This is a genomic window from Pseudomonas oleovorans subsp. oleovorans, from assembly GCF_002197815.1.
GTDB classification, from domain to species: Bacteria; Pseudomonadota; Gammaproteobacteria; order Pseudomonadales; family Pseudomonadaceae; genus Aquipseudomonas; species Aquipseudomonas oleovorans.
This window is the reverse complement of the sequence record NZ_NIUB01000032.1, coordinates 16,566-42,085: the sequence shown is the minus strand read 5'-3', so window position 1 is coordinate 42,085 and position 25,520 is coordinate 16,566. Positions and strand designations below refer to the sequence as shown.

The 25,520-nt window shown below is 61.2% G+C and carries 25 protein-coding genes and 1 pseudogene; 11 read left to right on the top strand and 15 right to left on the bottom strand.

The window, feature by feature from the left end; all coding sequences use genetic code 11:
- Positions 1-139: 139 nt before the first annotated feature.
- Together PSOLE_RS17585 and PSOLE_RS17580 are read right to left on the bottom strand one after the other, a co-directional pair.
- Complete coding sequence (locus tag PSOLE_RS17585) at positions 140-637, bottom strand: DUF934 domain-containing protein (protein WP_003460226.1); 498 nt, start codon at positions 635-637, stop codon at positions 140-142.
- Complete coding sequence (locus PSOLE_RS17580; RefSeq protein ID WP_074858761.1) at positions 621-2,279, bottom strand: nitrite/sulfite reductase; 1,659 nt, start codon at positions 2,277-2,279, stop codon at positions 621-623. Before PSOLE_RS17580 ends, PSOLE_RS17585 begins: the two co-directional genes overlap by 17 nt.
- A gap of 444 nt (positions 2,280-2,723) precedes the next feature.
- On the opposite strand from PSOLE_RS17580, the gene PSOLE_RS17575 reads away from it, so the two are divergent.
- Positions 2,724-3,773, top strand: coding sequence for an ABC transporter substrate-binding protein (locus PSOLE_RS17575; protein WP_003460219.1), 1,050 nt, complete (start codon positions 2,724-2,726; stop codon positions 3,771-3,773).
- Here the strand turns inward: PSOLE_RS17575 and PSOLE_RS17570 are convergent, their stop codons facing one another.
- The 4 genes from PSOLE_RS17570 to PSOLE_RS17555 all read right to left on the bottom strand — a co-directional run bounded on the left by PSOLE_RS17570 (position 3,774) and on the right by PSOLE_RS17555 (position 7,613).
- Positions 3,774-3,998, bottom strand: a complete 225-nt coding sequence (locus PSOLE_RS17570; RefSeq protein WP_003460218.1) for a DUF2970 domain-containing protein — start codon at positions 3,996-3,998, stop codon at positions 3,774-3,776.
- Between the two features lie 130 nt (positions 3,999-4,128).
- Positions 4,129-5,148 (bottom strand): PDC sensor domain-containing protein, encoded by a 1,020-nt coding sequence (locus PSOLE_RS24975; protein WP_280177067.1) that lies wholly within the window; start codon positions 5,146-5,148, stop codon positions 4,129-4,131.
- 383 nt (positions 5,149-5,531) lie between these two features.
- On the bottom strand, positions 5,532-6,572 hold the full coding sequence (locus tag PSOLE_RS17560) for an RNA methyltransferase (protein ID WP_003460216.1): 1,041 nt from the start codon (positions 6,570-6,572) through the stop codon (positions 5,532-5,534).
- 15 nt (positions 6,573-6,587) lie between these two features.
- On the bottom strand, positions 6,588-7,613 hold the full coding sequence (locus PSOLE_RS17555; protein WP_074858758.1) for a DUF5924 family protein: 1,026 nt from the start codon (positions 7,611-7,613) through the stop codon (positions 6,588-6,590).
- A gap of 139 nt (positions 7,614-7,752) precedes the next feature.
- On the opposite strand from PSOLE_RS17555, the gene PSOLE_RS17550 reads away from it, so the two are divergent.
- Positions 7,753-8,046 carry a DUF1883 domain-containing protein gene (locus PSOLE_RS17550; RefSeq protein ID WP_003460213.1) on the top strand — a complete coding sequence of 98 codons (294 nt, stop codon included), beginning with the start codon at positions 7,753-7,755 and terminating at the stop codon, positions 8,044-8,046.
- 88 nt (positions 8,047-8,134) lie between these two features.
- Entirely contained in the window at positions 8,135-8,221 is an 87-nt protein-coding gene (locus PSOLE_RS25285) for a small membrane protein YohP (RefSeq protein ID WP_442873392.1), read from the top strand.
- Positions 8,222-8,262: 41 nt separating this feature from the next.
- Here PSOLE_RS25285 and osmE read toward each other — a convergent pair whose 3' ends face one another.
- Both osmE and metH read right to left on the bottom strand, forming a co-directional pair.
- On the bottom strand, positions 8,263-8,598 hold the full coding sequence (osmE, locus tag PSOLE_RS17545; RefSeq protein WP_003460211.1) for an osmotically-inducible lipoprotein OsmE: 336 nt from the start codon (positions 8,596-8,598) through the stop codon (positions 8,263-8,265).
- A 152-nt stretch (positions 8,599-8,750) separates the two neighbouring features.
- Positions 8,751-12,461 carry a methionine synthase gene (gene metH / locus PSOLE_RS17540; protein ID WP_003460210.1) on the bottom strand — a complete coding sequence of 1,237 codons (3,711 nt, stop codon included), beginning with the start codon at positions 12,459-12,461 and terminating at the stop codon, positions 8,751-8,753.
- Positions 12,462-12,613: 152 nt separating this feature from the next.
- Here metH and PSOLE_RS17535 point away from each other — a divergent pair, with 152 nt between their 5' ends.
- Both PSOLE_RS17535 and nfuA read left to right on the top strand, forming a co-directional pair.
- Complete coding sequence (locus PSOLE_RS17535) at positions 12,614-14,890, top strand: fatty acid cis/trans isomerase (protein ID WP_074858754.1); 2,277 nt, start codon at positions 12,614-12,616, stop codon at positions 14,888-14,890.
- A gap of 142 nt (positions 14,891-15,032) precedes the next feature.
- The gene (gene nfuA / locus PSOLE_RS17530; protein WP_003460205.1) at positions 15,033-15,617 is read left to right on the top strand and encodes a Fe-S biogenesis protein NfuA; all 585 of its coding nucleotides are present in this window, start codon (positions 15,033-15,035) and stop codon (positions 15,615-15,617) included.
- Between the two features lie 51 nt (positions 15,618-15,668).
- On the opposite strand, the gene PSOLE_RS17525 is transcribed toward nfuA, so the two are convergent.
- Together PSOLE_RS17525 and PSOLE_RS17520 are read right to left on the bottom strand one after the other, a co-directional pair.
- The gene (locus PSOLE_RS17525) at positions 15,669-15,896 is read right to left on the bottom strand and encodes a DUF1272 domain-containing protein (RefSeq protein ID WP_003460203.1); all 228 of its coding nucleotides are present in this window, start codon (positions 15,894-15,896) and stop codon (positions 15,669-15,671) included.
- Between the two features lie 101 nt (positions 15,897-15,997).
- Positions 15,998-16,267 carry a hypothetical protein gene (locus tag PSOLE_RS17520; protein WP_003460201.1) on the bottom strand — a complete coding sequence of 90 codons (270 nt, stop codon included), beginning with the start codon at positions 16,265-16,267 and terminating at the stop codon, positions 15,998-16,000.
- A 404-nt stretch (positions 16,268-16,671) separates the two neighbouring features.
- On the opposite strand from PSOLE_RS17520, the gene PSOLE_RS17515 reads away from it, so the two are divergent.
- Complete coding sequence (locus PSOLE_RS17515) at positions 16,672-17,883, top strand: sigma-54-dependent transcriptional regulator (RefSeq protein ID WP_003460199.1); 1,212 nt, start codon at positions 16,672-16,674, stop codon at positions 17,881-17,883.
- 68 nt (positions 17,884-17,951) lie between these two features.
- Entirely contained in the window at positions 17,952-18,419 is a 468-nt protein-coding gene (locus PSOLE_RS17510; RefSeq protein ID WP_003460198.1) for a DUF3429 domain-containing protein, read from the top strand.
- Here the strand turns inward: PSOLE_RS17510 and PSOLE_RS17505 are convergent.
- Genes PSOLE_RS17505 through PSOLE_RS17490 form a run of 4 tightly spaced genes read right to left on the bottom strand, consistent with a single transcriptional unit; the run spans position 18,387 to position 21,811 of the window.
- Positions 18,387-18,938 (bottom strand): AAA family ATPase, encoded by a 552-nt coding sequence (locus PSOLE_RS17505; RefSeq protein WP_003460195.1) that lies wholly within the window; start codon positions 18,936-18,938, stop codon positions 18,387-18,389. The two genes, PSOLE_RS17510 and PSOLE_RS17505, sit on opposite strands and share 33 nt — an antisense overlap.
- Positions 18,935-19,504 carry a nicotinamide riboside transporter PnuC gene (gene pnuC / locus PSOLE_RS17500; protein ID WP_003460193.1) on the bottom strand — a complete coding sequence of 190 codons (570 nt, stop codon included), beginning with the start codon at positions 19,502-19,504 and terminating at the stop codon, positions 18,935-18,937. Before pnuC ends, PSOLE_RS17505 begins: the two co-directional genes overlap by 4 nt.
- A gap of 50 nt (positions 19,505-19,554) precedes the next feature.
- The gene (locus PSOLE_RS17495; protein WP_074858751.1) at positions 19,555-20,169 is read right to left on the bottom strand and encodes a hypothetical protein; all 615 of its coding nucleotides are present in this window, start codon (positions 20,167-20,169) and stop codon (positions 19,555-19,557) included.
- Between the two features lie 7 nt (positions 20,170-20,176).
- The gene (locus tag PSOLE_RS17490) at positions 20,177-21,811 is read right to left on the bottom strand and encodes a methyl-accepting chemotaxis protein (protein WP_003460190.1); all 1,635 of its coding nucleotides are present in this window, start codon (positions 21,809-21,811) and stop codon (positions 20,177-20,179) included.
- A 265-nt stretch (positions 21,812-22,076) separates the two neighbouring features.
- Here PSOLE_RS17490 and PSOLE_RS17485 point away from each other — a divergent pair, with 265 nt between their 5' ends.
- The 3 genes from PSOLE_RS17485 (at position 22,077) to PSOLE_RS17475 (ending at position 24,592) form a co-directional block, all read left to right on the top strand.
- Positions 22,077-22,907: an undecaprenyl-diphosphate phosphatase gene (locus PSOLE_RS17485; RefSeq protein ID WP_003460188.1), complete on the top strand. Its 831-nt coding sequence runs from the start codon at positions 22,077-22,079 to the stop codon at positions 22,905-22,907.
- On the top strand, positions 22,904-23,629 hold the full coding sequence (locus PSOLE_RS17480; protein WP_003460187.1) for a DUF1294 domain-containing protein: 726 nt from the start codon (positions 22,904-22,906) through the stop codon (positions 23,627-23,629). The genes PSOLE_RS17485 and PSOLE_RS17480 overlap by 4 nt, the downstream gene beginning before the upstream one ends.
- Before the next feature lie 210 nt (positions 23,630-23,839).
- Positions 23,840-24,592: a hypothetical protein gene (locus tag PSOLE_RS17475; RefSeq protein WP_242444914.1), complete on the top strand. Its 753-nt coding sequence runs from the start codon at positions 23,840-23,842 to the stop codon at positions 24,590-24,592.
- On the opposite strand, the gene PSOLE_RS17470 is transcribed toward PSOLE_RS17475, so the two are convergent.
- Positions 24,587-24,934, bottom strand: a complete 348-nt coding sequence (locus PSOLE_RS17470; RefSeq protein WP_003460185.1) for an MmcQ/YjbR family DNA-binding protein — start codon at positions 24,932-24,934, stop codon at positions 24,587-24,589. The genes PSOLE_RS17475 and PSOLE_RS17470 overlap by 6 nt on opposite strands.
- 214 nt (positions 24,935-25,148) lie before the next feature.
- Here PSOLE_RS17470 and PSOLE_RS25050 point away from each other — a divergent pair.
- Positions 25,149-25,496 (top strand): annotated as a pseudogene (locus PSOLE_RS25050) (hypothetical protein); the annotation flags it as partial.
- Positions 25,497-25,520 lie beyond the last annotated feature (24 nt).

Genomic DNA, 25,520 nt, shown 5'->3' with positions numbered 1-25,520 from the left:
CCGAGGATCAAAAAACGCCGCGCCCCTCACAGGGCGCGGCGTTTTTGTGTGTGCGCTGGCCGCACGGGCTGCCGAACGCCGGCGCCTGAAAGCAAAACGCCCCGAACCAGTCGGGGCGTTTGCGTCGTTCTCGCTGCGATCAGGCGCGGCGGCGGAACAGGGGCAGCGGTTGGTCTGCCGACGCCTGGTAGACCTCACTGTAATCCTCGAAGGCCTTCAGTGCATCGTACGGATCCTTGTCGGCACGCAGGGCGAAGGCATCGAAGCCGACACGCCTGAGGGCGAACAGCTGGTCGCGCAGCACGTCGCCAATGGCGCGTACTTCGCCCTTGTAGCCGTAACGGGTGCGCAGCAGGTAGGCCGTGGAGGAATGACGGCCATCGGTGAAGGCCGGGAATTCCAGGGCGATGACCTGAAAATGCGCCAGGTCATCGGCGATTTCCTCGATCTCGTCACTGGCCTCAAGCCAAACGCCGAGGCCACCGTCGCGAGCCTTTAGGGCGTGAGCATGCTCGCGCCACAGGGCCAGCGGGACGATGATGTCATCGCAGTTGGGAATGACGTCCAGGGTCACGTCCTTGGCCAGCAGGTGCCAGGTTTCGTCGACCACCTGACCGTTCTTAATGATTCGCTGCATAGACGCGCTCCTTGAACGGGTCGATACCGATGCGGCGGTAGGTATCGAGGAAGCTTTCTTCTTCGGTGCGTTGCTCGACGTAGACCTTGATGATCTTATCGATCACATCGGCCATGTCCGCCTCGGCGAAGGATGGGCCGAGGATCTGCGCCAGGCTGGCGTCACGGCCGGCGCTGCCGCCGAGCGATACCTGATAGAACTCCTGGCCTTTCTTGTCGACGCCGAGGATGCCGATGTGGCCGACGTGGTGGTGGCCGCAGGCGTTCATGCAGCCGGAAATGTTCAGGTCGATGTCGCCGATGTCGAACAGGTAGTCCAGATCATCGAAACGACGCTGGATGGCTTCGGCGATCGGGATCGACTTGGCGTTGGCCAGCGAGCAGAAGTCGCCGCCCGGGCAGCAGATGATGTCGGTCAGCAGGCCCACGTTCGGCGTGGCGAAGCCTTGTTCGCGCAGCTCACCCCACAGGGTCAGCAGCTGACGCTGCTCGACGTCGGCGAGGATGATGTTCTGGTTATGGCTGTTACGCACCTCGCCGAAGCTGTAGCGATCGGCCAGATCGGCGATGGCATCGAGCTGCTTGTCGGTGACGTCGCCCGGCGCTACGCCAGTTGGCTTGAGCGACAGGGTCACGGCCACGTAGCCAGGCTTCTTGTGGGCGAAGGTGTTGCGCTGGCGCCAGCGGGCGAAGCCAGGATGCTCGGCGTCCTGCCGGGCGAGCAGGGCATCTTCGTCCTGCAGGGGCAGATAGGCCGGATCAACGAAGTGTGCGGCAACGCGGGCGACTTCGGCTTCGGTCAGGGTGGCCGGGCCATCCTTGAGGTGCGCCCATTCGGCGTTCACGCGCTCGGCGAACACCTCGGGGGTCAGCGCCTTGACCAGAATCTTGATGCGCGCTTTGTACTTGTTATCGCGACGGCCATAGCGGTTGTACACGCGCAGGATGGCGTCGAGATAACTGATCAGGTGTTGCCAGGGCAGGAATTCGTTGATGAAGCTGCCGACGATCGGGGTACGCCCCAGGCCGCCGCCGACGGAAACACGGAAGCCCAGCTCGCCGGCCTCGTTCTTCACTGCTTCCAGGCCGATGTCATGCACTTCGATGACGGCGCGGTCGCTCACGGCGCCGTTGACGGCGATCTTGAACTTGCGCGGCAAGTGGCTGAATTCGGGATGAAAGGTCGACCACTGACGGATGATTTCGCACCAGGGGCGCGGATCGACGATCTCGTCCTTGGCCACACCGGCGAACTGGTCGGTGGTGGTGTTGCGGATGCAGTTGCCGCTGGTCTGGATGGCGTGCATCTGCACGGTGGCCAGCTCGGCAAGAATCTCCGGCACGTCTTCCAGCTCCGGCCAGTTGAACTGCACGTTCTGCCGGGTGCTGATGTGCGCGTAGCCCTTGTCGTAATCGCGGGCGATGCGCGCAAGCGCACGAACCTGAGCGGACGACAGCAGGCCGTAGGGCACGGCGACGCGCAGCATGGGCGCGTAACGCTGGATATACAGACCGTTCTGCAGGCGCAGCGGACGGAATTCCTCGCCGCTCAGCTCTCCGGCGAGGTAGCGGCGGGTTTGATCGCGGAACTGCTTGACGCGATCCTCGACGATCTTTTGATCGTACTGGTCATATACGTACATGAAGGGTCCTGTTTTCAGGCTACTTACTGCCAATCAGCGCGCACGGCCGCGCACTCCCCGAGGAGCCGGGGCACGATACCAGCTCAGGTTTATGCGTAAAAGTGATGTTTGAATATATAAACCTTGGTTTAGGGAATAAGACCGCCCCAGAGCATAACCATATGGTTTGAGCGAAGGCCAAGGCTGGTCTTAAATTCAGTGTGCATCACCCAAAAGCACAAGAAGAGGGGGGAACCATGACCGAGCACACTGAAGTGGAAAGTTCCGACAGCGTTATCGATGCTTGGGCGATCTTTTGCCTGATCCTGATTGCGGTAGGTACGGCGGTCTTCTGGGTCAGCGGACAGTGAGGGCGAAGGCCGACACGCATTAGCGGTCGGCCTTTTGCCATTAACACCTTATACTGCGCCCCGATTATCGAGGAGGGGCGATGTGAGCAGGTGGATGCTGGGTCTGGGACTGTTGTTTTGCTGCGCGTTGGCGTCGGCACAACCGCGCGTGCCGACCATGGTTTTTCTCAACCCTGGCTACGCCAATGAGCGTTTCTGGAGCGATTACAGCCGCTACATGCAGGATGCCGCTGGAGACCTGGGCGTCGAGTTGGAGGTGCTGTACGGCGAGCGCGATCCTGAAAGGATGTTGCGCAATGCCCAGCAGGTTTTTGCAGGTAAGCACCCCGATTATCTGATTTTCACCAATGAACTGTTCCTGGGGCCGGCATTGTTGCGTCTGTTCGAAAACAGCGATGCCAGGCTGTTTGCCCTGCACAGTACCTTGACCCAAGAGCAGCAGGCCCTTATCGGTGGCAGCCGCGAGTACCACCGAAACTGGATAGGTAGCCTGGTGCCCAACGATGAGGAGGCCGGTTATCTGATGGCGCGTGAGCTGATCGCCCTGACCCATGGCAAGCCTGCCGAGTTGCTGGCGTTTGCCGGGGTCAACCGTACGCCTTCGTCAACTCTGCGTCAGGCCGGCTTGCAGCGTGCCTTGAGTGAAGCACCGCATATCAAGCTGATGCAGGCGGTTCATGGTGAGTGGCAGGAACAGCGGGCATACGAGCAGGCGATTGCTCTGTTGCCGCGTTATCCGGCGGTCAGCCTGATCTGGTCTGCCAACGATGAAATGGCCTTTGGTGTATTGCGTGCAGCCAATGAGCTGGGCAGAACCCTGCATTACACGGCCCTGAACAACTCGGAGCGCGTGCTAAAGGCGCGTATCGACGGACGTATCGATATTTTGGCCAGTGGTCACTTTCTTTTGGGCGCCTGCGCTTTGGTGATGCTCAGCGACCACGCGCGGGGGCTGGATTTCGCCGAGCGTGGAGGCAAGGATCAGGTGGCGTCGCTGTTGCGTACTGTCGACAGGGCGCAGTCAAAACAATTGCTCGAACGCCTTGCACAGCCGGATATTGGTATGGACTTTCGCCAGTTCAGCGTGCTGTCGCAGCCTCAGCGTCAGCGTTACCAGTGCTCGATTGCCTCCCTGCTGGAGTGATCAGCCAGTCGCCAGGTGCAGGATAAGTTTCACCACGCCCAGCAATACAACCACGAACAGCGTGGTGAACAGCACGCCGAGCAGAATGAAATGGCTGGGCTTGCCGCGGCTGAAATCACGGCTGCGATTTTTCCCGCTCTGTACGCCAAGGGCGGCGGCCAGCACGCTTTGCAGCATTTCGCGCAGGGTCAGAGGCGCTTGGGGGTCTTTTTCCTGATCGGTCATGGTCGGTCTCTCCTTTGATCCTGCAAGCATAGACTTTGTTGTGCATTCGCCATCCTGAAAAACAAAACGCCGCAGACCTTTGCAGGTTGCGGCGTTTTCTATTGTGCTGAATCGCTCTGCGGCAGGAGCCTCAGACCTTGAAGCGCCCCAGCAGACGATCCTGCTGGCCGACCTGTTCCACCATCGAGGCGCACTGCCGGACCTGTTGCTCGGCACCGCCAGCCAGCTCGTGGCTGATGTCGCGGATGTTGGTGGTGTTGCGGTTGATTTCTTCGGTGGTCGCGCTCTGCTCTTCGGCTGCGGTGGCGATCTGCAGGTTCATGTCGTTGATGCGGGTGATCGCCTCACGGATGCGGCCGAGCATGTCGTTGGCTGCGATTGCGTCCTCGGCGGTCTTGCTGGCGGTATCGCGGCTCTGTTGCATGCGGCTTTCGGCCTGGCGCAAACCACCCGCGGACCTTTCGTCGTTGCTGGTGATCGCCAGGTGGCGCGTCAGGTCACCTTCGCCGCTGTTGATCTCACGCAACGAGGTGCTGAGCAGGCTCAGTGGTTTGAGCAGGCTGTTCATCAGTAGGCCCAGCACCACGAGGCTGATGGCCACGCCGACCACGGTACCGACCACGGCAAGCCAGGTCAGGCGGTTGGCTTCGGCCATCACCACGCCGATGTACCAGTCCATGCCAAGCAGGTTGGGTAGCGGGGTGAAGGAGACCAGCAGGTTCTTGCCGCTGGCCTCGACTTCGTGCAGTTCCTTGCTCAGCGCCGGGCTCTGGCCGTCGAACAGTTCGCTGTAGGACTTGCCGTTGTACTCGGCATTGGGGTGGGAAATGATATTGCCCGAGCGGCTGAGCAGGAAGGCATAGCCGGCGCCATTGAAGTCCAGGGTGTTGATCGCATCGGCCACCGATTGCAGGCGGATATCGCCACCGAACACGCCGAGAAACTGACCCGCGTCGCTGATCCGGGCGACAGCAGAGATGAGGATTTCATTGGTGGTGGAGTCGACGTAGAGTCCGGTCTGCACTGCCTGGTTGCCAGCCTTGCCGGTCGCATACCAGGGGCGTTTACGGCCGTCCCAGTCGGCGCTGGGTTTCCAGTCGTCGCTGTTCTTGATTGGCTTGCCGTCCGCTTCCAGCGCACAGTGGCGCATCGAATACACGCTGATTTTCTTCAGGGCTGTAGCTGCTGTCGATGGTTTGCGACATCAGGTCAATCAGACGCAGTTTGGCGTTTAGCCAATTCTCGATCTGTCTGGCCAGGGCATTGCTCGATTCGACCTGACTGCGCAGGGTGTCGCGGACCTAGCTGACCTGGGATAGCGACAGCAGGCTGGTGGTAAGGAACAGCACGGTAGCGGCCGCGATACCGACCTTGTGGGCGATTTTCATGAATGGGCTCCTGGGCACCAAGACGACGGGGCTGCATCCATGCAAGGCAGTTGTCTGCAAGGCAAATACAGTGCTGGCTTTCGCCAGCGGGACGTGTGGTCTCTCTGTACGCTTTTGTATCGGCTCTTGGTGCTGTTCTTGAGCCTCAGCCGCGCTTTCTGTGCAAGCGACTGGTATTGACCGCATCCACTGCGCGGGCGCGCAGTTGACCGCAACCGCCGTCGACATCCTGGCCGGCCGAATTGCGCACCTTGGTCAGCACGCCACGGCTGTGCAGATAACGCACCATCTCGACGATGCGCTTGCCTTCGGGACGCTGGTAGTCGTCGGCTTCCAGGCTGTTGTAGGGGATCAGGTTGAGCACGGCGAACTTGCCCTTGAACAGGCGCAGGATGTTGTCCATCTCTTCCTGGCTGTCGTTGATGCCCTTGAGCAGGGTCCACTGGTACTGGATCGGGTAGTCGATGGTGCGCGCGTAGGCTTCGCCCAGTTCCACCAGCTCTTCAGGATCGATGCGCGGCGCCTTGGGCAGCAGGCGTTGGCGCAGCTCGGCGTCAGTGGTATGCAGCGACAGCGCCAGGGCAGGGCGCACGCGTTGCTTGGGCAGACGCTCGAACACCCGCGGGTCACCAACGGTGGAGAACACCAGATTGCGCTGCCCGATGCCGCCCTCGGTGCCAAGCAGATCGATGGCCTCAAGCACGTTGTCGAGATTGTGCGCCGGCTCGCCCATGCCCATGAATACCACTTTCTTCACCGGACGAAAGCGCCGCCCCAGGGCGACCTGGGCGACCATCTCGGCGCTGCTGAGCTGGCGCAGCAGGCCGCTCTTGCCGGTCATGCAGAACACACAGGCAACGGCGCAGCCCACCTGGCTGGAGATGCACAGGCCATCACGTGGCAACAGTACGCTTTCCACCATCTGTTTGTCCGCCAGCTCCACCAACAGGCGAGCCGAGCCATCTGCGCCGGGATGCTCGGAGCGCAGCCGGGCCAGTGCGTCTAGTTCGCTGGCGATGGTCGGCAGTGCTTCACGTACCGTCAGGGGCAGGAAGTTCTCGGTCTTCTGATGCTTGGTGCCGGTGTCCAACGGCTTGCCCTGCAGCCAGGCACGGGTAATGCGCCCGATATGCTGGGGTTTGGCGCCAAGGTCGGCGAGGCGTTGGTTGAGTTCGGTGAGCTGCATGGGGCGCGCATGCTATCACTTGGCCGTGGCAGCGACCACGTCGAAGCGCAGTACGCCGATCATCTGCCCGGCTTCGGTGACGACCCGCACCTGCCAGCGGCCTTCGGGGGAGGCCGGGAAGTTGAGTTTGTGCGTCCAGGCGCGATAGCCCTCCTTGCGCCCGCCGTTGATGTCCAGCGCAATGCGGTCGACTTCCCGGCCGTTGTGCTGCCAGACGTGGTAGATGCGTTCGTTGAGGCCGCGTGGGGCGTTGATCGAGGTGTAGGCGTAAAGCCCATCATCGCGCAGCTGTTCCGGGCTGATCTGTTGCAGGCTATCGCCTGGCATGCGTTGTTCGCCATCGAAGCGATCGCTGATCGCCACCTCGGTCAGCCATAGCGTTGCCGGCGGCACCCAGGCCCGCGCTAGCCAGCCGGCGCTGGCCATCGCCAGAGGCAAGGCGGCCAGCAGCACAATGCGTCGCCAGCCGGTGAAGCCGATCAGGCCGGGCAGGCTCGGCAGCGCCAGCAGCGTGGCGATCAGCAGGGCAATGCGGTAGGTCTGCGGGGTGCTGAGGTGAAAGATGATCGGCAGCGCGGTCAGCATCACCGCGAACAGCGCCAGGCTGTGAAAGATCAACAGCAACCAGCGCCTGGGCGCCAGCCAGCGGTAGTAGATCGGGTCGGTGATAGAGGCCAGGGCGGCGAGCGCCAGCAGGCCGCTGAACAGTAACTGCCCACTGTTCCAGGTGGTGGTGATGAAGAAGAACGGCAAGACGAAGAACAGACTTTCCTGGTGGATCATCTGTGTGCCGTAGCGCAGCAGCGGCAATGGCAGTTCGAAGCCGAAGCGCCGGGCAATACGCTCGCGAAGCAGATTTTCCAGAATGAGCCAGACCCAGCTGACTACCAGCACCACGCCCAGGACCTTGGCCAGATGCGCCTGGCGGTCGACCAGCAGAAAGCTGGCCACACCCGAGCAGAAGCCGAACAGGGCGACCAGGCCGGGATAGCGCTTGAGCAGGGTAATCAGGATGGGAATGCGGTCGAGCAGGGCTTTCATGGAAGCAGCGCGGTACTGTGATGGGCGCGCATGCTAGGCAGTGCTGACGGCGTACGCAAGTGACTCGTCGGCGCTGCTGGCGATGAAGCGCCGCTTACGGCACTATTGCGCCCCCGTTTCACCACCGAGTCCGAAAACGATGAAATTCATCCATCAACGCGAGCATCTGGAAGAGGGCGATCTGGTGGTCATCCAGTGTTCGCAGCCCTGCAACATCCGCCTGATGAACGATGCCAACTTTCGCGCATTCAGGAACCGTGGCCGGCACAGTTACCACGGCGGCGCCTTCATCAAGTTCCCGGCGAAGATCCGCGTGCCCTCCAGTGGTTTCTGGAACATCACGCTGGATACCGTCAGTCGTCGTGCGGTGAGCGTGACGCGCAAGCCGCAGATGGAGTACAGCATCAAGATCGTCCGTCGCCCGGGCGCCTGATGCTTGCCGCTGCAGGTGAAGAAAAAAGCTAAACGCTGACTGCCAGGCCGAGGTCACAACTGGTGAGCCTCGAAAAAGGAGAGTCAGCATGCTGAAGTTTCTGGGCGGTACCGTCGGTATCATTTTCATCATCGGCCTGATCGTGGTGGTGGGATTGCTCTCACTGATCTTCTAGCCAATGAATGGCCCCGCTGCGTGCAGCGGGGCTGATCGCATTCAGAGCCTCTTGCGCTGGTTGCCCTGGTGCTGCTCGCAGGTCATGAAGCCCTTGCTGTCGACCCGGCCGTTGACGTCGAAGTCCACGTAATAGGGCTGTTCCAGGCCGTCGACATTCAGCACATAGTTGTTGCAGGTGCCGCCTGTGACGCTGTTGCGCACGTCCGAAGAGGGTGGCCCACCGAGGGTGCGTACCTGTTCCTGAGTCATGCCGTGGTCGACCTGCTTGACCAGTGGCTCATTGCGGAAAGTCAGGTAATCGGCCGGGTTCTCGAAGGTCGAGCAACCGCTCACCGCGGCCGCTACGGCCAGTACTGCAAGGCTGTGCTTGTACATGTCATCGCTCCGTCGATTGAGCCGAAATGGCTCGACATGTTTTGGAGCCGCGCCCGTGCATGAGAGTTCGAGTTTTTCGATGATCGGCGCTAGTCGCGCCTCGTTCGTCGCTGCATGAATGAAAAGAGCCCGCGATTGCGGGCTCTTTCGCATCAGTCGTCGTAGCCCAGGTTAGGCATCAGCCAGCGTTCGCTGACGGCGATGTCCTGACCCTTGCGCTTGCTGTACTGCTCGATCTGATCCTTGTCCACCTTGCCCACGGCGAAGTACTGCGCCTCGGGGTGGGCGAAGTACCAGCCGGACACTGCTGCCGCCGGGAACATGGCGTAGTGCTCGGTGAGGAACACGCCGCTCTTGCCGGCCTTGTGGTAGTCAGCTTCGGGGTCGAGCAGCTTGAACAGTGTGGCTTTCTCGGTGTGATCCGGGCAGGCCGGGTAGCCCGGGGCAGGGCGGATGCCCTTGTACTGCTCGCGGATCAGCGCTTCGTTGTCCAGTTGCTCATCCCTGGCGTAACCCCAGTAGTCCTTGCGCACACGTTCGTGCAGCCACTCGGCACAGGCCTCGGCCAGGCGGTCGGCCAGAGCCTTGACCATGATCGAGTTGTAGTCGTCGCCCTTGGCCTCGTAGGCCTTGGCCAGCTCCTCGGCACCGATGCCAGCGGTGGTGATGAAGCCGCCTATGTAGTCGGTTACGCCGCTTTCCTTCGGCGCGACAAAGTCGGCCAGCGACAGGTTCGGCTTGCCGTCGGGCTTGATGGTCTGCTGGCGCAGGTGGTGCAGGGTGGCCAGGGGCTTGCCGTCGCTACCATAGACTTCGATGTCGTCATGGGCGACCTGGTTGGCCGGCCAGAAGCCGAATACCGCGCGGGCCTTGATCAGTTTCTCGTCAATCAGCTTTTTCAGCATCGCCTGGGCATCGGCGAACAACGCGGTGGCGGCTTCGCCGACCACTTCGTCGGTGAGGATGCGTGGGTACTTGCCAGCCAAGTCCCAGGAGATGAAGAAGGGCGTCCAGTCGATGTACTCGGCCAGGGTCGCCAGGTCGATGTCGTCCAGCACCTGGGCACCGGTGAAGCTCGGCTTGGGCGCGACGTAGCCGTTCCAGTCGAAGGCCGGCTTGTTGGCGATGGCGTCGGCATAGCCCAGGCGCTCGGTGCGCGAGGCGCGGGCCGAGGTACGCTCGCGCACCACCACGTATTCCTCGCGGGTCTTGCGCACGAAGTCGGCCTTCAGCTCCTTGGACAGCAGCTGGGTGGCCACGCCCACGGCGCGCGAGGCGTCGGTCACGTAGACCACCGCGTCGTTGCTGTACTGCGGGTCGATCTTCACCGCGGTGTGAGCCTTGGAGGTGGTGGCGCCGCCGATCATCAGTGGCAGGTTAAAGCCCTGGCGCTGCATTTCCTTGGCGACATGCACCATCTCGTCCAGCGACGGAGTGATCAGGCCGGACAGGCCGATGATGTCGCACTTCTCGGCGATCGCGGTCTGCAGGATCTTCTCCGTCGGCACCATCACGCCGAGGTCGACGATGTCGTAGCCGTTACAGCCCAGCACCACGCCGACGATGTTCTTGCCGATATCGTGTACGTCGCCCTTGACCGTGGCCATGAGGATCTTGCCCTTGGCTTCCGGTTTGTCGCCTTTCTCCGCTTCGATGAAGGGAATCAGGTGGGCAACGGCCTGCTTCATAACGCGGGCAGACTTGACCACCTGGGGCAGGAACATCTTGCCCGAGCCGAACAGGTCGCCGACCACATTCATGCCGCTCATCAGCGGGCCTTCGATGACCTCGATGGGGCGCGCGCATTGCTGGCGGCATTCTTCGGTATCTTCGACGATGAAGGCGGTGATGCCCTTGACCAGGGCATGCTCCAGGCGCTTGCCGACCGGTAGCGAACGCCATTCTTCGTTTTCCACTTCCTTGACCGCGCCGTCGCCTTTGTACTTGTCGGCGATGGCCAGCAGGGCTTCGGTGGCGTTGGGGTTGCGGTTGAGCACCACGTCTTCGACGGCGTTGCGCAGCTCTTTCGGGATCTCGTCGTAGATTTCCAGTTGGCCGGCGTTGACGATGCCCATGGTCAGGCCGTTCTGGATCGCGTAGTAGAGAAATACCGAGTGGATCGCCTCACGTACCGGGTTGTTGCCGCGGAACGAGAAGGACACGTTGGAGACGCCGCCTGAGCTCAGCGCATAGGGCAGGTTGTCGCGAATGAAGGCGCAGGCTTCGATGAAGTCCACGGCGTAGTTGTTGTGCTCCTCGATACCGGTGGCGACGGCGAAGATGTTCGGGTCGAAGATGATGTCTTCCGGCGGGAAGCCCACTTCGTTGACCAGAATGTCGTAGCTGCGCTGGCAGATTTCCTTCTTGCGCGCGGCGGTGTCGGCCTGGCCGACCTCGTCGAAGGCCATCACCACCACCGCGGCGCCGTAGCGCTTGCACAGTTTGGCGTGGTGCTTGAACTGCTCGACGCCTTCCTTCATCGAGATCGAGTTGACGATGCCCTTGCCCTGGATGCACTTCAGGCCGGCTTCGATCACTTCCCATTTCGAAGAGTCGATCATGATCGGCACGCGCGAGATGTCCGGCTCGCCGGCGATCAGGTTGAGGAACCTGACCATGGCGGCCTTGGAGTCGAGCATGCCTTCGTCCATGTTGATGTCGATCACCTGAGCGCCGGCTTCCACCTGCTGCAGGGCGACTTCCAGTGCCTCGGTGTAGTTCTCCTCGCGGATCAAGCGGGCGAACTTGGCCGAGCCGGTGATGTTGGTACGCTCGCCGACGTTAACGAACAGCGAGTTGCGGTCGATGGTGAAGGGCTCGAGGCCCGACAGGCGGCAGGCCTTGGGAATGTCCGGAATGGCGCGGGGTTGGTACTTGGCGACCGCCTCGGCAATCGCCTGTATATGCCCCGGCGTGGTACCGCAGCAACCGCCGATGATGTTGAGAAAGCCGCTGGCTGCGAACTCTTCGACCACCGCAGCCATCTCGGCAGGCGATTCGTCGTACTCGCCGAAGGCGTTGGGCAGGCCGGCGTTGGGGTGCGCAGAGACGTGGGTGTCTGCCTTGTTCGACAGTTCTTCCAGGTAAGGGCGCAGGTCTTTGGCGCCAAGGGCACAGTTCAGACCGACGGAGATGGGGTTGGCGTGGCGCACCGAGTTCCAGAACGCCTCGGTGGTCTGTCCGGACAGGGTACGGCCGGAGGCGTCGGTGATGGTGCCGGAAATCATGATCGGCAACTCGACGCCGTCTTCATCGAACACTTGCTGCACGGCGAAGATCGCCGCCTTGGCGTTGAGGGTGTCGAAGATGGTCTCGATCAGGATCAGGTCGGCGCCACCGGCGATCAGGCCGCGAGTGGCCTCGGTGTAGTTGTCTACCAGTTCATCGAAGGTAACGTTGCGGTAGCCGGGATCGTTAACGTCAGGGGAAATCGAGCAGGTGCGGCTGGTCGGGCCAAGCACGCCGGCGACGAAACGCGGGCGATCCGGGGTTTCCAGGGTCTTGGCGTCGGCCACTTCACGGGCTACCCGGGCACCGGCGACGTTCAGCTCATAGGCCAGGCCTTCCATGCCATAGTCGGCCTGGGATATTTGGGTGGCATTGAAGGTATTGGTTTCCAGAATGTCGGCGCCGGCATCCAGGTAGGCTTTCTCGATGGCAGCGATGATCTGCGGCTGGGTCAGCAGCAGCAGGTCGTTGTTGCCTTTGACGTCGCTCGGCCAGTCGGCGAAGCGCTCGCCGCGGTAGTCGGCCTCTTCCAGCTTGTAGCTCTGGATCATGGTGCCCATGCCGCCATCGAGGATCAGGATGCGCTCCTTCAGGGCTTGCTGGAGGGCTTGGAGGCGGGCGCTGCGATCGGACATGAGAACTACCTGAGCAAAGCAGAAACAAAGGTGGGCGATGATAGCAAAGCTGCAGGGTTCTGGAGCACTAGCGGGCTTTTCATGAATTTCATTCATGTTGCTGGAGGCGCCGTCTCGTTAGAATTGCCAGCATCGCACTCAAGGACGTGGTCATGCTCAAGCCCGCTGCTCTGTTTCTTCTTTTTTTCGCAGCTGGCCTGGCCCGTGCGGAAGCGATTTCCTATGTCGATGACGTCCAACCGATCCTCACCCACAAGTGCGTGGCCTGCCATACCTGCTATGACGCGCCGTGCCAGCTCAATCTGGGCAGTGGCGAAGGCATTGCGCGCGGCGCCAGCAAGCAACTGGTGTACGACGGTACGCGCAGCAAGGCGCAAGCGACCACTCGGCTTTATCTGGATGCACAGGGCGAGACGGCCTGGCGCCAGCGCGACTTTCATTCGGTGCTCGATGGCGGCAACGGCCAGGCTGCGCTGATCAAGCGCATGCTGGAGCTGGGTCGCAGCCAACCGCTCGAGCCCAATGCCAAGCTCCCTGACAACCTCGACATAGCCATCACCCGCAGCAACAGCTGCCCATTGCCGGGTGAATTCGCCGCCTATGCGCAGAAGAATCCCCATGGCGGCATGCCGTTCGCCGTGACGGGGCTGAACGATGACGAGTACGCCACCCTGGAACAGTGGCTGGCCCAGGGTGCGCCGGTCGCCGAACAGGCGCTCAAGCCCAGTGCAGTCGAGTTGCGCCAGGTGGAGCAGTGGGAAAATTTCATGAACGCGCCCGGTGTGCGGCAGGATCTGGTGTCGCGCTGGCTCTACGAGCACCTGTTCCTCGCGCATTTGCACTTCGAGGGCGGTGAGCCTGGGCATTTCTTCCAGATGGTGCGTTCTCGTACCCCTAGCGGCAAACCCATCGACCCCATCGCCACGCGCCGCCCTAATGATGATCCGGGCACCGAGTTCTATTACCGCCTATGGCCGATCCAGGGTGTGATCGTGCACAAGACGCACATCACCTATCCGCTGGGCGACGCCAAGCTGGCGCGGGTGAAGGAGATGTTCTTCGGTGAGGACTGGACGCTGGATGCTGTCCCCGGTTATGGCGCACAACGCCGTGCCAACCCCTTCGAAACCTTCGCCGCGATTCCGGCGCGTGCGCGCTATCAGTTCATGCTGGATAACGCCGAGTACTTCGTGCGCACCTTTATCCGTGGTCCGGTGTGCCGCGGGCAGATCGCCACTGACGTGATTCGCGACAACTTCTGGGCCGTGTTCCAGGCGCCGGAGCACGATCTCTACATCACCGATGCCAATTACCAGCGCGAGGCCACGCCGCTGTTGGCCATGCCCGGCCAGTTCGACGATATCGGCGATCTGCTGGGCTTGTGGCGCAACTATCGCGACAAGCGCAACGACTACGAGAACCTGCGCAAGGACGCTTACGCCGACGCACCTCCTGCGGACTGGGCACATATCTGGAGCGGTAATGACAACGCGCTGCTGTCGATCTTCCGCCAGCACGACAGTGCCTCAGTGCGCAAAGGCCTGCTCGGCGAGATCCCGCAGACCCTCTGGTGGATGGATTACCCGCTGCTGGAGCGCACCTACTACCAACTGGTGGTCAACTTCGACGTGTTCGGCAACGTTTCGCACCAGGCGCAGACGCGCCTGTACTTCGACCTGATCCGCAATGGCGCCGAAGTGAACTTCCTGCGCCTGCTGCCGGCGCGATCACGCGAGGCTTACCTGGATGACTGGTATCAGAACAGCGGCAAGTTGAAGATGCTGCTGGACTACACCTCAATCGATCATCGTTCACCGAGCGCCATTGGCCTGACCGGTGACGATCCGAAGAAGCAGTTCGCCGAACAGCTGCTGCAGCGCTATGCCAAGCTCAACGCGCGTCCTGACCCGATCAACCGCTGCACGGGCGCGCAGTGTTATCGCGACGGTTTGCCCAGGGAGCTGCAAGATGTCGAGCAGACGTTGGCGCGCCTGGCCAGTCGTCCGGCGGGCGGCTTGCGGGTGATCGATCAACTGCCAGAAGCGACGATATTGCGGGTAGAGCTGAGCGATGGCTCGCGCGAGATCTACAGCCTGCTGCGCAACCGTGCGCACAGCAACGTGGCGTTCATGCTGGGAGAGGAGCTGCGCTATCAACCGCGCCTGGACACCCTGACCATCTACCCGGAAGTGCTGAGCAGCTATCCGAATTTCCTGTTCACGGTCAAAGCGGGGGAGGTGGATGCCTTCGTCAAGCAGATGGAAGGTGTCAGCGACGCAAAATCCTTCGAGCAAATAGTCGAGCGCTGGGGTGTACGGCGTAGCCACCCTGAATTCTGGCGCTATTTTCACGATCTCGCCGAGCATGTTCGCGAAACCCAGCCGTTGGAGACAGGCGTGCTGGATATGAACCGCTATCAGAACCTCTAAACGCACCGGAGCGCACGTGAAGTGCGCTCCAGATTGCTTGTTGCATGGCGGCTATGGCTGCGATCAATTCCTACTAATTTAGTTGGGCTTTAACCGGGCGGCGCTCTGGCGTACACTGCGCCCATGTTCGCGAGGAGTTGCCATGAGCGCCATCATCATTACCCAAGCTGCCGAAGATTACCTGGCCGAGCTGCTGAGCAAGCAGGATACTCCGGGTATCGGCATCCGAGTTTTCATCACCCAGCCAGGTACGCCTTACGCGGAAACCTGCATTGCCTACTGCAAGCCGGGTGAGCAGAAGCCTGAAGACACCGCCGTTGGCCTGGCCAGTTTCACCGCCTGGATCGATGGCGTCAGTGAGCCTTTCCTGGAAGACGCAGTCGTCGACTACGCCACCGATCGCATGGGCGGCCAGCTGACCATCAAGGCGCCGAACGCCAAGGTGCCGATGGTCAACGAAGACAGTCCGCTCAACGAACGCATCAACTACTACCTGCAGACCGAGATCAATCCCGGCCTGGCCAGCCATGGCGGCCAGGTGACGCTGATCGACGTGGTCGAAGAGGGCATTGCCGTGCTGCAGTTCGGCGGTGGTTGCCAGGGCTGTGGCCAAGCCGATTACACCCTCAAGGAAGGCATCGAGAAAACCCTGCTCGAGCGCATTCCAGAGCTCAAGGGGGTGCGTGACGTGACCGACCACAGCAATCGCGAGAACGCCTACTACTGATAGGCGTCTTGCACATGAAAAAGGGGCGACTGGAGTCGCCCCTTTTTCATTTCAGGCCTTGAGTACACGTTTGCTGGAGGCGGGGAAGCGTTCGAGCTTTTCGGCCGGGCGAATCGGCCGTTTTACCAGTTCGCCACCGCAGTTCGGGCAGCGTAGCGCCAGGATGGATTCGGCGCAGGAGCGGCAGAAGGTGCACTCGAAGGAGCAGATCAAGGCGTCAACACTGGACGCAGGCAGATCGCAGTCGCAGTTCTCGCAGTTGGGGCGCAGTTCAAGCATGGCGCGAGGCTCGGCAAAGTGGGTGATCGCAGCAGTCTGCAATCGCTGGCGGCCAAGCGCAACGGGCAAATCTGGGGGCGCGCAAGGCGCCCCGACGGGGTTTATTCCGGCATGCTCCAAGGTGCCAGGTCAAAACCCTGGCTGCGCAGCTCATCACGGGAGCGCTGCAGCGCGTCTTCCAGCTGTTGCGGGTCGCTGTAGGTGGCGCTGGACAGCTGGGTGCGGCCGAGCAGGCGGGTGTTGGTGCGGTCGATGACGCTGATGCTGACGACGCCGGTGCCGTCCTGCGGAGCCCAGGCCACGCACTGGAACGGGCGGAAGGCACGATCGGCAATCAGCAGGGCTTCGTTAAAACGCAGCGGTGTGTTCATGGGGTCGGTTTCTCCGAGTTGTTCCCAACAATCAATGGCGGCCAACAGGTTATTGATGTTGGCCTTTCAATCTTGTTGATGAACTCAGCAGACCCCTAAGTCACACATGGCTGAAAAAGGTTTTATTACCGGCGTAGTGTGCCTTGATAAAAACTTTTGGCGTCTCGCCGGCTACAACTTTCTACTGCGAAAGTTCCACCTCTGTTTCTTGCGTAACTGGCCGCCCTGCATACTGTTGGCAAGATGCCATCGCGTTGATCATGAAAACTCTGCAATAACCAGTAGGAACAATGCATATAGAGAAATGATCCATGAAGCGTCAAAGTTCTTGCTAGCTTTACGCTTGCGAGCGCCAAATTGTTGTTTTTATTGGAATTACAAAATAATGGCGCCAAGGATGGAGTATGTTGGAGGCTGTTTCCGTCGCATCCCGGCAATTACTGATGCTCGATCCTTTCGATGCATGCGAAGCGCTGCTTCAACCATTGCAGGCCGCTGGCTGGTCAGTGCGGCACTGCACGCCAGAAACGCTCAATGGCCATGCAGGTGATGCACTCCTGCTTCACCTCGATCAGCGACCGAGTCATGCATTGCTCAAACAGCTGCAACTGACGGGACTGGGTTGCATCGTGCTGGCGGATGCCGAGCGATTGAGGCAGATCGGCAGCGAAGAGCTGATCGGCGAATGGTGTTTCTCCGCGCTGACATTGCCGGGGGCAATGTCCCGCTTACTGGAAACCTTGCAACAGGCGCAGGCAGCCACTCGCTTGCGCAGATTGAAAAGCGGACGACAACTGCCGCAGTACTTGGGCAATTGCGGTGCAGCGCGCAGTCTGCGTCGGCAGCTCGATCGCCTGAGTAGTATCGAAGGGCCGCTACTTGTCAGCGGGGAACGTGGTAGCGGCAAACATCTTCTGGCCCGCTTGCTCCATCAGCGCTCATCCTTTGCTGCCCAGGCCATGCGCGCTATCGACTGCGCCGAGCCTCTTGATGAGGCCGCTCTCGCCGCATCGAGCGTTACCAGTGTACTGCTCGAAAACGCTTCCCTGCTTTCTGCGGCTGACCAGCAAAGGTTGCTGGACTACCTGCAGCGCCATCCTCAAGCACATCTATTGACCCTGGACCGAGGCGAGTTGGTGCAGGCACTGCAGCAGGGACGTTTCAGGCGGGATCTGTTTCATCAATTGGCGGCGCAACAGCTACAAACGCCGAATCTGCGCGAATATCCAGGCGACCTGTCGCTGCTGGCCGAGCATTTCGCCAAACAGCACGGGGCGATAATCGGGCGGCATCATCGGCGTTTCAGTGAAGAGGCGATCACCGCCATGATCAGCCATCCCTGGCCAGGCAATGTGCGTGAGCTGCGCAATCGCGTGGTACGCGCCCTGGTGTTGGCTCAAGGTCGGCAGATTCTTGCAGCCGATCTTGGTTTGCGCCCGGCACAAGCGAACATCGATGCTCCGGTCACGCTGGAGGACTACATACGGCGGGCCGAACGCCAGGCGCTCAACGACGTGCTGGGCCGCTACGCCAACAACATGAGCCAGGCCGCGCGCACGCTCGGGATTTCGCGGCCAACCTTCTATCGCTTGCTGCACAAGCATCGTCTGCGCTGAGACGCATGCTGTAACGCTCGAGAAACACTGCTAAGGTGCCCGTCGAACCTATCGACAAGGAGATTTTCATGCACCCGTTCGACGCCGCGAAGCCACCGAAACTGGCCGTGTTGCTGGGTTATGCCGGGCTGGTGCCATTCGTTGGTGGTGCATTGGGAATCTGGGTGATTCCCCTGGGCTGGCGACCTTTCGTATTGGACGCGCTGCTGGATTTTGCTGCGGTGATTCTGGCCTTTATGGGCGCCATTCACTGGGGTTTGGCGATGCGTGCGGAGGAAACCGATGAAAAGGCCAAGCTGCAACTGGGGCTGTCGGTGATTCCGCCCTTGCTGGGCTGGGCCGCATTGGCTGGTGGACTGCCGATTGGCTTGTCCCTGCCGATTTTCCTTTTTGCCTTTATCGGCCTGTACCTGGCAGACATGCACGCAGTACGCGTAGGGCTGGCGCCGCAATGGTATCCGGCCCTGCGTACGCCGTTGACCCTGGTGGTCTGCCTGAGCCTGTTAGTGGCCTGGGTCAGCGTGTTGATTCGCTAAGCCGAGCAGCGTCGCGACTTGCGCCAGCGCAGCCTGGCGCCGCTCATCCCAGCCACCTGACAGTTCGCAGAAACGCTGCCCGTTACCCTGCAGCCAATCCCGGCAGGCCTGATGAAAGGCCTGGCGCTCGACCAACTGAGGCTGGCAACGCTGGCCGTCTTCGACCCAGGGTACGCCTGCGGGGTCGAGTAACAGATGCTGGTCGTAGTGGCGCGCCAGCAACTCGGCCTCCAACCCGTGCGGACAATCGCCGAACAGGCATTGGCTCCAGAGCATGTTGCTCAGCAGGTGCGTGTCGAGAATCAGCAACTGCGGCCTGGTTGCTCGCGCGGCATCCTCCCAGGCCAATTGGCCGCGAGCGATCTCGGCGATGTCGGCGTAGCAGGTATCGCGCTGTTGTTCGTCGATGAAGTGGCGCACGTACTCGCCCACCACCACGCCACCGAAGCGCGCTTGTATTTGCGCTGCCAGCCAGCTCTTGCCGCTGGACTCGGGGCCGGTCAGCACCAGGACTTTCATGACGCGTGCTGCAACGCCGGGTCGCGGCGCCAGGTGAGCCAGCCACTGATGGCCAGGGCGGTGAAGGCCGCGTAGAGACCTGCAGTCAGGTACAGCTCGCTATACAGGAAGAAGGCCACGTAGCAGATATCGACCATTACCCAGAGCGCCCAGCATTGCAGGCGTTTCTGCGCCATCCACAGCTGCGCCACCAGGCTGAAGGCGGTCAGCGCCGAATCCAGCCAGGGCGAGCTGGCATCGGTGTAAGTGGCCATAAGGTAGCCGAGCAACCCGGCACCGAGCGCGCCGCTCAGCAATCCAGTCAGAACGGCGACCACACCCAGGCGGCTGACCTTACGTCCATCGTGGCGGTCGCCGCCACGGGTCCACAGCCACCAACCGTAGAGTTGCAGCGCAGCGAACAACAGTTGCAAGAGCAAGTTGGAATACAGCCGCCAGTCATAGAACAGCCAGGCGTAGAGCAGCACCATGATCAGGCCGATGGGCCAGCACCAGGGGTTCTGTCTGACCGTCAGCCAGACTGCGACGATGCCGAGCCCGGCAGCAACGAGTTCAAGCCAGGACATCTGGCGCCCTCAAATCAGGAAAGGGTGGCGATTGTACTGATGCAGGCGGCTCAGCACACCAGGCTGTCGGCTTGTCGATGGAGCATCAGCAGCTTGCGGGTAATGGTTTGCTGGATGTCGTCACGCTCGAAGCTCGACAGTCGCTCCAGGCGTGCCAGCTGCAGGCGATGCAGGTGGATATAGGGCATCTGCTGGTCGAACTCGCGCAGGTCGCCCTTCATCAGCACCGGCAGGAACAGATCACCGATTTTCTTCTGGTTGCTGATGATCTGCGCCAGGGCTGGTTTGAAGGGCATGGTCTTGGGCGCCGGCCCGCCATCCTTGATCTGGGTGCTGAGCAGGAGCCCAGGTTTGCCCAGAACCTTGCCCGGCAACACGCACAGGCCCGTCTTGCGGATGGCCTGGCTATCGATACCGTGCAGGGTGTCGTGGAATGCGTAGGGATTAGGCAGCACCACCATCTTGCGCCCGAGGTCGGTGGGGAAGTGCAGGCTGTAGTTGGTGTACAGCTGCCCCACCGACTCGGAATAGACGCACAAGCGGTTCTCGAACAGCTTGATGAAACGTTCGGCCAGCTCGCGGCGGGCCATGCTGTCCAGGTCCCAGATCAGGTCCTGATTCTGTGGTCGACTAAAATCGACCTCCTGATGCTGCATGCTGCTCATGGTCGATTCATACGCGGAATTGCCCAAGCAGACGACTGAGCTGGTCGGCCAGCTGTTTCAGGTGCTGGCTGGCCGCGCTCGACTGCTCGGCAGCCTCGGCGGTGTTGTGGGCCAGCGCTGCCGTCTGCGTGACGTTCTGATTGATGTCCTCCACCACGTGGGATTGCTGCAGGGTGGCGCTGGCGATCGAGGCATTGAGCCCGGTCAGGTTGCGTAGCGACTGGGCGATCTGGGCGAGGCTTTCGCCGGCCTGGCTGGCTTGTTCCACAGTCAGTTGGGAGGCGCGACTGCTTTCGTTGATCACCTTGACTGCGGCCTCGGAGTTGCCCTGAAGACGCTCGATCATGCCCTGAATTTCTGCGGTGGAGGTCTGCGTACGTTGCGCCAGCAACCTCACTTCGTCGGCAACCACAGCGAAACCGCGACCCTGCTCACCAGCGCGGGCAGCCTCGATGGCAGCGTTGAGGGCGAGCAGGTTGGTTTGCTCGGCGATGGAGCGGATCACCTCCAGCACGCTGCCGATCTGCGTGCTCTCGCTGGCCAGTGATTGGATCACCTCGACGGCCTTGTCGATGGTGCCCGACAACTGATCGATCTGGCGCAGGCTCGCTTCGATGTTCTGCTGGCCTTGTCTGGCCTGGTCCTCGGCGGTGTGCATCTCGCTGGAGGCGTGCTCGGCGTTCTTCGCCACGTCCTGCACACCGTAGGTCACCTCGTTGACGGCGGTCGCGACCAGCTCCATCTGCTGGGCCTGCTGCTGGCTATGGCGCTGAGCTTCGCTGGAAATATCGCCGAGATTGCCCGCGGCCTGATCCAGCGAGCCGGCCGACTCGAGCATCTGACGGATAACGTGCCGCAGCTTGTCGGTGAAGGCATTGAAGTGGGCGGCCAGTGCGGTGAGTTCATCGCGGCCATGAGTATCGAGATTACGGGTCAGGTCGCCTTCGCCGCTGGCGATGTTGGCCATGGCGTCGACCGCTGCCTGCAGCGGTTGCACGATACTGCGGGTAATGACGACCACCAGCCCCGTCAGCAGCACGGCGATCAGAAAGCCGATGGTGATGGCTTTCAGTGCCTGAGCCTTGAACTCTGCCTGTACATCATCGACATAGACACCGGAGCCAATGATCCAGCCCCAGGGCTGGAACAGCTCGACATAGGAAATCTTCGGTACCGGGTCACTGGCGCCTGGCTTCGGCCAGCGGTAATCGACCTGGCCGGCACCCTGGCTGCGGGTGATGGCGACCATCTCGTTGAACAGCGCCTTGCCGTCCGGGTCCTTGAAGCTGGACAGGCTCTGACCTTCGAGCTTGGGATTGGTCGGGTGCATGACCATCACCGGCGTCTGGTCATTGATCCAGAAATACTCCTGGCCGGCATAACGCAGCCCGCGTATGACCTCCATCGCCTGTTTCTGGGCCTGTTCACGGTCAAGGCTGCCGGCGCTTTCCAGATCATGGAAATACTTGAGGATGCCCGCCACGCTCTGCACCACATGCTCGGTTTTTTCCGATTTGGCGAGGTAAAGATCGCTGTGTATCTGGCGCAACATATAAGCGCCCTGGAGGATCAGCGTCAGGAGGGCAAGCGCCAGAATCAACCACAGGCGACGGCTGATGGGGAGACTGCGTAAATGGTTCATGGGCGAATACCGGATTGTTGTAATTGTCAGCGTCAGGGCAACCCCGAGCAGTACTGGCGATACTGTCGCATCGGAGCATTATTCACGCCAGTTGTCTGATAGCATTTCGGCCGCCAGGCGCAAAACCTGAGTGATTGGCGAGCCAGGCGCTGTTTCTGCCGGGACGCACGCGCAGGAACCTGCGTAGCGTGTTTATGTCCCACGGCGGGCTGTATTGCATATTCGAGTTTACGCGCGGCGAAGTCGTCGTGCTTTGGGGGAGTTGATGGATATCTGGATGGCCTTTCAGGCTCTGATTCTGGGCATTGTGGAAGGGCTGACCGAGTTCTTGCCGATTTCCAGCACCGGGCACCTGATCGTGGTCGGAGACTTGCTAGGTTTCAATGGCCAAACGGCAACCGCGTTTAAGATCATTATCCAGCTTGGCGCCATTCTGGCGGTGATCTGGGAGTTCCGGGCCAAGGTGCTCGGTGTGGTGGTCGGGCTGCCCAATGAGCCCAAGGCCCAGCGTTTCACCTTCAATCTGCTGTTGGCGTTCATTCCGGCCGTGATCTTCGGCCTGGCCTTCGCCGATCTCATCGAGCACTGGCTGTTCAACCCCATTACCGTGGCCATGGCGCTGATCATCGGCGGCATCATCATGCTCTGGGCAGAGAAACGCGATCATACCATCCAGGCCGAAACGGTCGACGACATGGACTGGAAGCTGGCCCTGAAGGTCGGTTTCGCCCAGTGCCTGGCGCTGATTCCAGGTACGTCGCGTTCGGGCGCTACCATCATCGGCGGCCTGGTCTTCGGGTTGTCGCGCAAGGCCGCGACCGAGTTTTCCTTCTTCCTTGCCATGCCGACTATGGTGGCGGCCACGGTCTATTCGCTGTTCAAGTACCGCGACATTCTGCAGATGAGCGACTTGCCAATCTTCGCCATTGGCTTCGTCAGCACCTTCATCGTGGCGATGATCACCGTGCGTGCCTTGCTCAAGTTCATCACCAACCACAGCTATGCGGTATTCGCTTGGTATCGCATTGCCTTCGGCCTGGTGATTCTGGCGACCTGGCAGTTGCACCTGATCGACTGGAGCACCGCTCAGCCGTGATGGACAACGAGCGCAAGGGACGCCTGAAAAGCTGGGATGATGCCAAGGGCTTTGGCTTCATCCAGCCGGCAAACGGCGGTGCTGACGTTTTCGCGCACATTTCCGTCATGCGCGGTGATCGCCGCCCGCAGCCAGGGGACGATGTGCTGTTCATCGAAGGGCGCGACGAGCGTGGTCGGCCACGTGCCGCGCACCTGCGTCTGGCCGGCGAACTGAGCCTCGACCGCCAGGCCATCCGGCGCAAGCCGAAAACGCCGGACAATGCTGCGTCGGCGCGGCCAAAACCCGCTGCCAAACCTGCACGCAGAGCGGCGACACAGTCGGGAGGCATCCACAGTCCAGGCAGCAAGATCGTCCTGTTTGCCTTGCTCTGCGTATTGCCAGTGCTCGCTGCCCTGCAGCTGTTCGGCAAGGGGCTCTGGTGGCTGGCGCCGCTGTACCTGTCGGCCAGCCTGCTGAGCTTCGTGCAGTACTGGCTGGACAAACGCAACGCCCAGATCGGTGCTCAGCGTACGCCGGAGAACACCCTGCATCTGGTCGAAATGCTTGGTGGCTGGCCAGGCGCGCTAATCGCTCAACAAGTCTTCCGTCACAAGACGCGCAAGGCCTCCTATCAGACGGTTTTCTGGCTGATCGTCGGCTTGCACCAGCTACTCTGGATCGACCTGCTGCTGTTCGATGGCGCCTACGTACTACACCACCTGCCCTCATTGGTGCGCTAGGGACAGCTTGCTGCGGAACTGGCATTGCAGTGTGCCAAGCAGCTATGTTGGCGTTCCAAGCCTGCCAGAGAGGGACCCCGCCTGCCTGGCGAGCACAACGTGGCCATGACAACAAGATTGAAAAGAACCGGCAAACCCGCTGCTACACCGCATCTGAGGCCCCGTATTCGGGTAGCGGGTCTGTGGCTGCTGTGTTGCCTGCTTGGGCCCGTGTACGCCTCTACCGAGGTACAGCTGACGCTGGGCGGGACGCCTGAGTCAGTTGCCTATATCCGACAAGTGCTCGAGCAGACCCTGGCTCTCGGAGGCCATGACGTCACGGTACGCGAGCGTGGCAACCCTCCCATGACGCGCCTGGAGGTCATGCTGCAGCGTGGGGATATCAGCGCCCTGATCCTTGGCCCGACACAGGTGCGTGAGCGCAGGTTCCTGCCGGTGCGGGTGGGCATGACCGACAACCTGGTCAACCAGCGCATTTTGTTCATCCCCAAGGGCAGCCAGGCCTTGTATGACAACGTGCACAGCCTGGAGGACTTTCGCCGCCTGCAGCAGGTGGCTGGCATGGGAGCGGCCTGGGCGGATAGGGCCATCTGGGAGGCCAATGATCTGCCGGTGGTGACCATCGAGGGCGACTGGAAACGGCTGTACCGGATGGTGGCCTCGACGACGCGCCTGATCGATTACCTGCCCCGCGGCGCCCATGAAATGGCGCATGAGTGGACGCAGCATGCCGATCTGGAGGTGGAGCGCCACCTGCTGTTCAGTTACCCACAGGATCATGTCCTCTACGTCTCGCCGGCATACCCTGAGCTGCACAGCCTGCTGCAGACGCTGCTGCCACAGGCGCAGCGCAGTGGGCTGATACGCCGCCTGGCCAGAGAACACTATCGCCAGATTTTCGAGCCACCGATCAGCCTGCAGCAGCGCCGCGTGATCCATCTGCAAATGGCTGCGCCCTTATAGCAGCAACCCCGGCTGCAGACGTTTTGGCAGTTTGCGAACCACCAGTTGGTGCGAGCGCGTCAGCAGTTGGCGCAGCTCGTCGTCGCCGAGCGGCAATTGCCGCGCATTCATGCTGATCCAGCGAGCGCGAGCCAGGTAAGGGGCAGGGCGGATGCCGGGGCGGTCGATATAGCCGAGAAACAGGTCGGCATCGACCTTGAAGGCCAGCCCCTCACCGAGTGAATCGATAATGGCGAACATCTTGTTGCCGGCCACGGAAAACACCCGATTGCCGCCCCATTTGAAATCTTCGCGGGCGCCAGGCAGGGCCAGGCAGAAAGTGATGATGTGTTGCGGCGTCATGGGGCGCTCCTTCACTCGTTCGCGCATATAAAGATCGTAAGCGGGCGCGTGACAGTGCACGATGGTGGCACATGGTCATCGCCTCGGTTTCGTCCGAGGTTTTCAGCCCTGAGCTCAGGCCCATTGATCCTCACAGAATGCCCTCAATGAAGCGTGTTTACATTCTTCGGCTCATCATCTGGATAGTGCTGTCGGTTGTCTGCCTGCCGGATACATGGGCGCTGGAGCGCAGGCTCGATATTGCCCAGCTCGTGCACGACCATCGCTGACGATCCTGGTCGGCAAGTTCGAGGATACGAGCCAAAGCCTGACGCTGGAGGCGCTGCGCTCGCCTGAGATGGCCGAGCGGTTTCAGTATGACGTCGTCGACAGTGCCTCCTTCGCCCTGTGCGCGCTGATGCTGTTCATGCGCCAGATGCTGCAGACCCGGCACACGCAGCCCTGGGCGGATCGTCTGTTGCTGGCGATGATTGCTCTTTACCTGATCACACCCGTGATCTATGCCCTGGTACTGCCGCAGGTCGCGCGCATGGCCATTATGTTCAACCTGCTCACGGCGTTGGCGATATTCGCCATCGCACTCGTC

Coding starts and splice junctions, on each gene's coding strand:
- PSOLE_RS17585 (WP_003460226.1), bottom strand. CDS start 637: ATGCAGCGAATCATTAAGAACGGTCAGGTGGTCGACGAAACCTGGCAC.
- PSOLE_RS17580 (WP_074858761.1), bottom strand. CDS start 2,279: ATGTACGTATATGACCAGTACGATCAAAAGATCGTCGAGGATCGCGTC.
- PSOLE_RS17575 (WP_003460219.1), top strand. CDS start 2,724: ATGCTGGGTCTGGGACTGTTGTTTTGCTGCGCGTTGGCGTCGGCACAA.
- PSOLE_RS17570 (WP_003460218.1), bottom strand. CDS start 3,998: ATGACCGATCAGGAAAAAGACCCCCAAGCGCCTCTGACCCTGCGCGAA.
- PSOLE_RS24975 (WP_280177067.1), bottom strand. CDS start 5,148: ATGCGCCACTGTGCGCTGGAAGCGGACGGCAAGCCAATCAAGAACAGC.
- PSOLE_RS17560 (WP_003460216.1), bottom strand. CDS start 6,572: ATGCAGCTCACCGAACTCAACCAACGCCTCGCCGACCTTGGCGCCAAA.
- PSOLE_RS17555 (WP_074858758.1), bottom strand. CDS start 7,613: ATGAAAGCCCTGCTCGACCGCATTCCCATCCTGATTACCCTGCTCAAG.
- PSOLE_RS17550 (WP_003460213.1), top strand. CDS start 7,753: ATGAAATTCATCCATCAACGCGAGCATCTGGAAGAGGGCGATCTGGTG.
- PSOLE_RS25285 (WP_442873392.1), top strand. CDS start 8,135: ATGCTGAAGTTTCTGGGCGGTACCGTCGGTATCATTTTCATCATCGGC.
- osmE (WP_003460211.1), bottom strand. CDS start 8,598: ATGTACAAGCACAGCCTTGCAGTACTGGCCGTAGCGGCCGCGGTGAGC.
- metH (WP_003460210.1), bottom strand. CDS start 12,461: ATGTCCGATCGCAGCGCCCGCCTCCAAGCCCTCCAGCAAGCCCTGAAG.
- PSOLE_RS17535 (WP_074858754.1), top strand. CDS start 12,614: ATGCTCAAGCCCGCTGCTCTGTTTCTTCTTTTTTTCGCAGCTGGCCTG.
- nfuA (WP_003460205.1), top strand. CDS start 15,033: ATGAGCGCCATCATCATTACCCAAGCTGCCGAAGATTACCTGGCCGAG.
- PSOLE_RS17525 (WP_003460203.1), bottom strand. CDS start 15,896: ATGCTTGAACTGCGCCCCAACTGCGAGAACTGCGACTGCGATCTGCCT.
- PSOLE_RS17520 (WP_003460201.1), bottom strand. CDS start 16,267: ATGAACACACCGCTGCGTTTTAACGAAGCCCTGCTGATTGCCGATCGT.
- PSOLE_RS17515 (WP_003460199.1), top strand. CDS start 16,672: ATGTTGGAGGCTGTTTCCGTCGCATCCCGGCAATTACTGATGCTCGAT.
- PSOLE_RS17510 (WP_003460198.1), top strand. CDS start 17,952: ATGCACCCGTTCGACGCCGCGAAGCCACCGAAACTGGCCGTGTTGCTG.
- PSOLE_RS17505 (WP_003460195.1), bottom strand. CDS start 18,938: ATGAAAGTCCTGGTGCTGACCGGCCCCGAGTCCAGCGGCAAGAGCTGG.
- pnuC (WP_003460193.1), bottom strand. CDS start 19,504: ATGTCCTGGCTTGAACTCGTTGCTGCCGGGCTCGGCATCGTCGCAGTC.
- PSOLE_RS17495 (WP_074858751.1), bottom strand. CDS start 20,169: ATGAGCAGCATGCAGCATCAGGAGGTCGATTTTAGTCGACCACAGAAT.
- PSOLE_RS17490 (WP_003460190.1), bottom strand. CDS start 21,811: ATGAACCATTTACGCAGTCTCCCCATCAGCCGTCGCCTGTGGTTGATT.
- PSOLE_RS17485 (WP_003460188.1), top strand. CDS start 22,077: ATGGATATCTGGATGGCCTTTCAGGCTCTGATTCTGGGCATTGTGGAA.
- PSOLE_RS17470 (WP_003460185.1), bottom strand. CDS start 24,934: ATGACGCCGCAACACATCATCACTTTCTGCCTGGCCCTGCCTGGCGCC.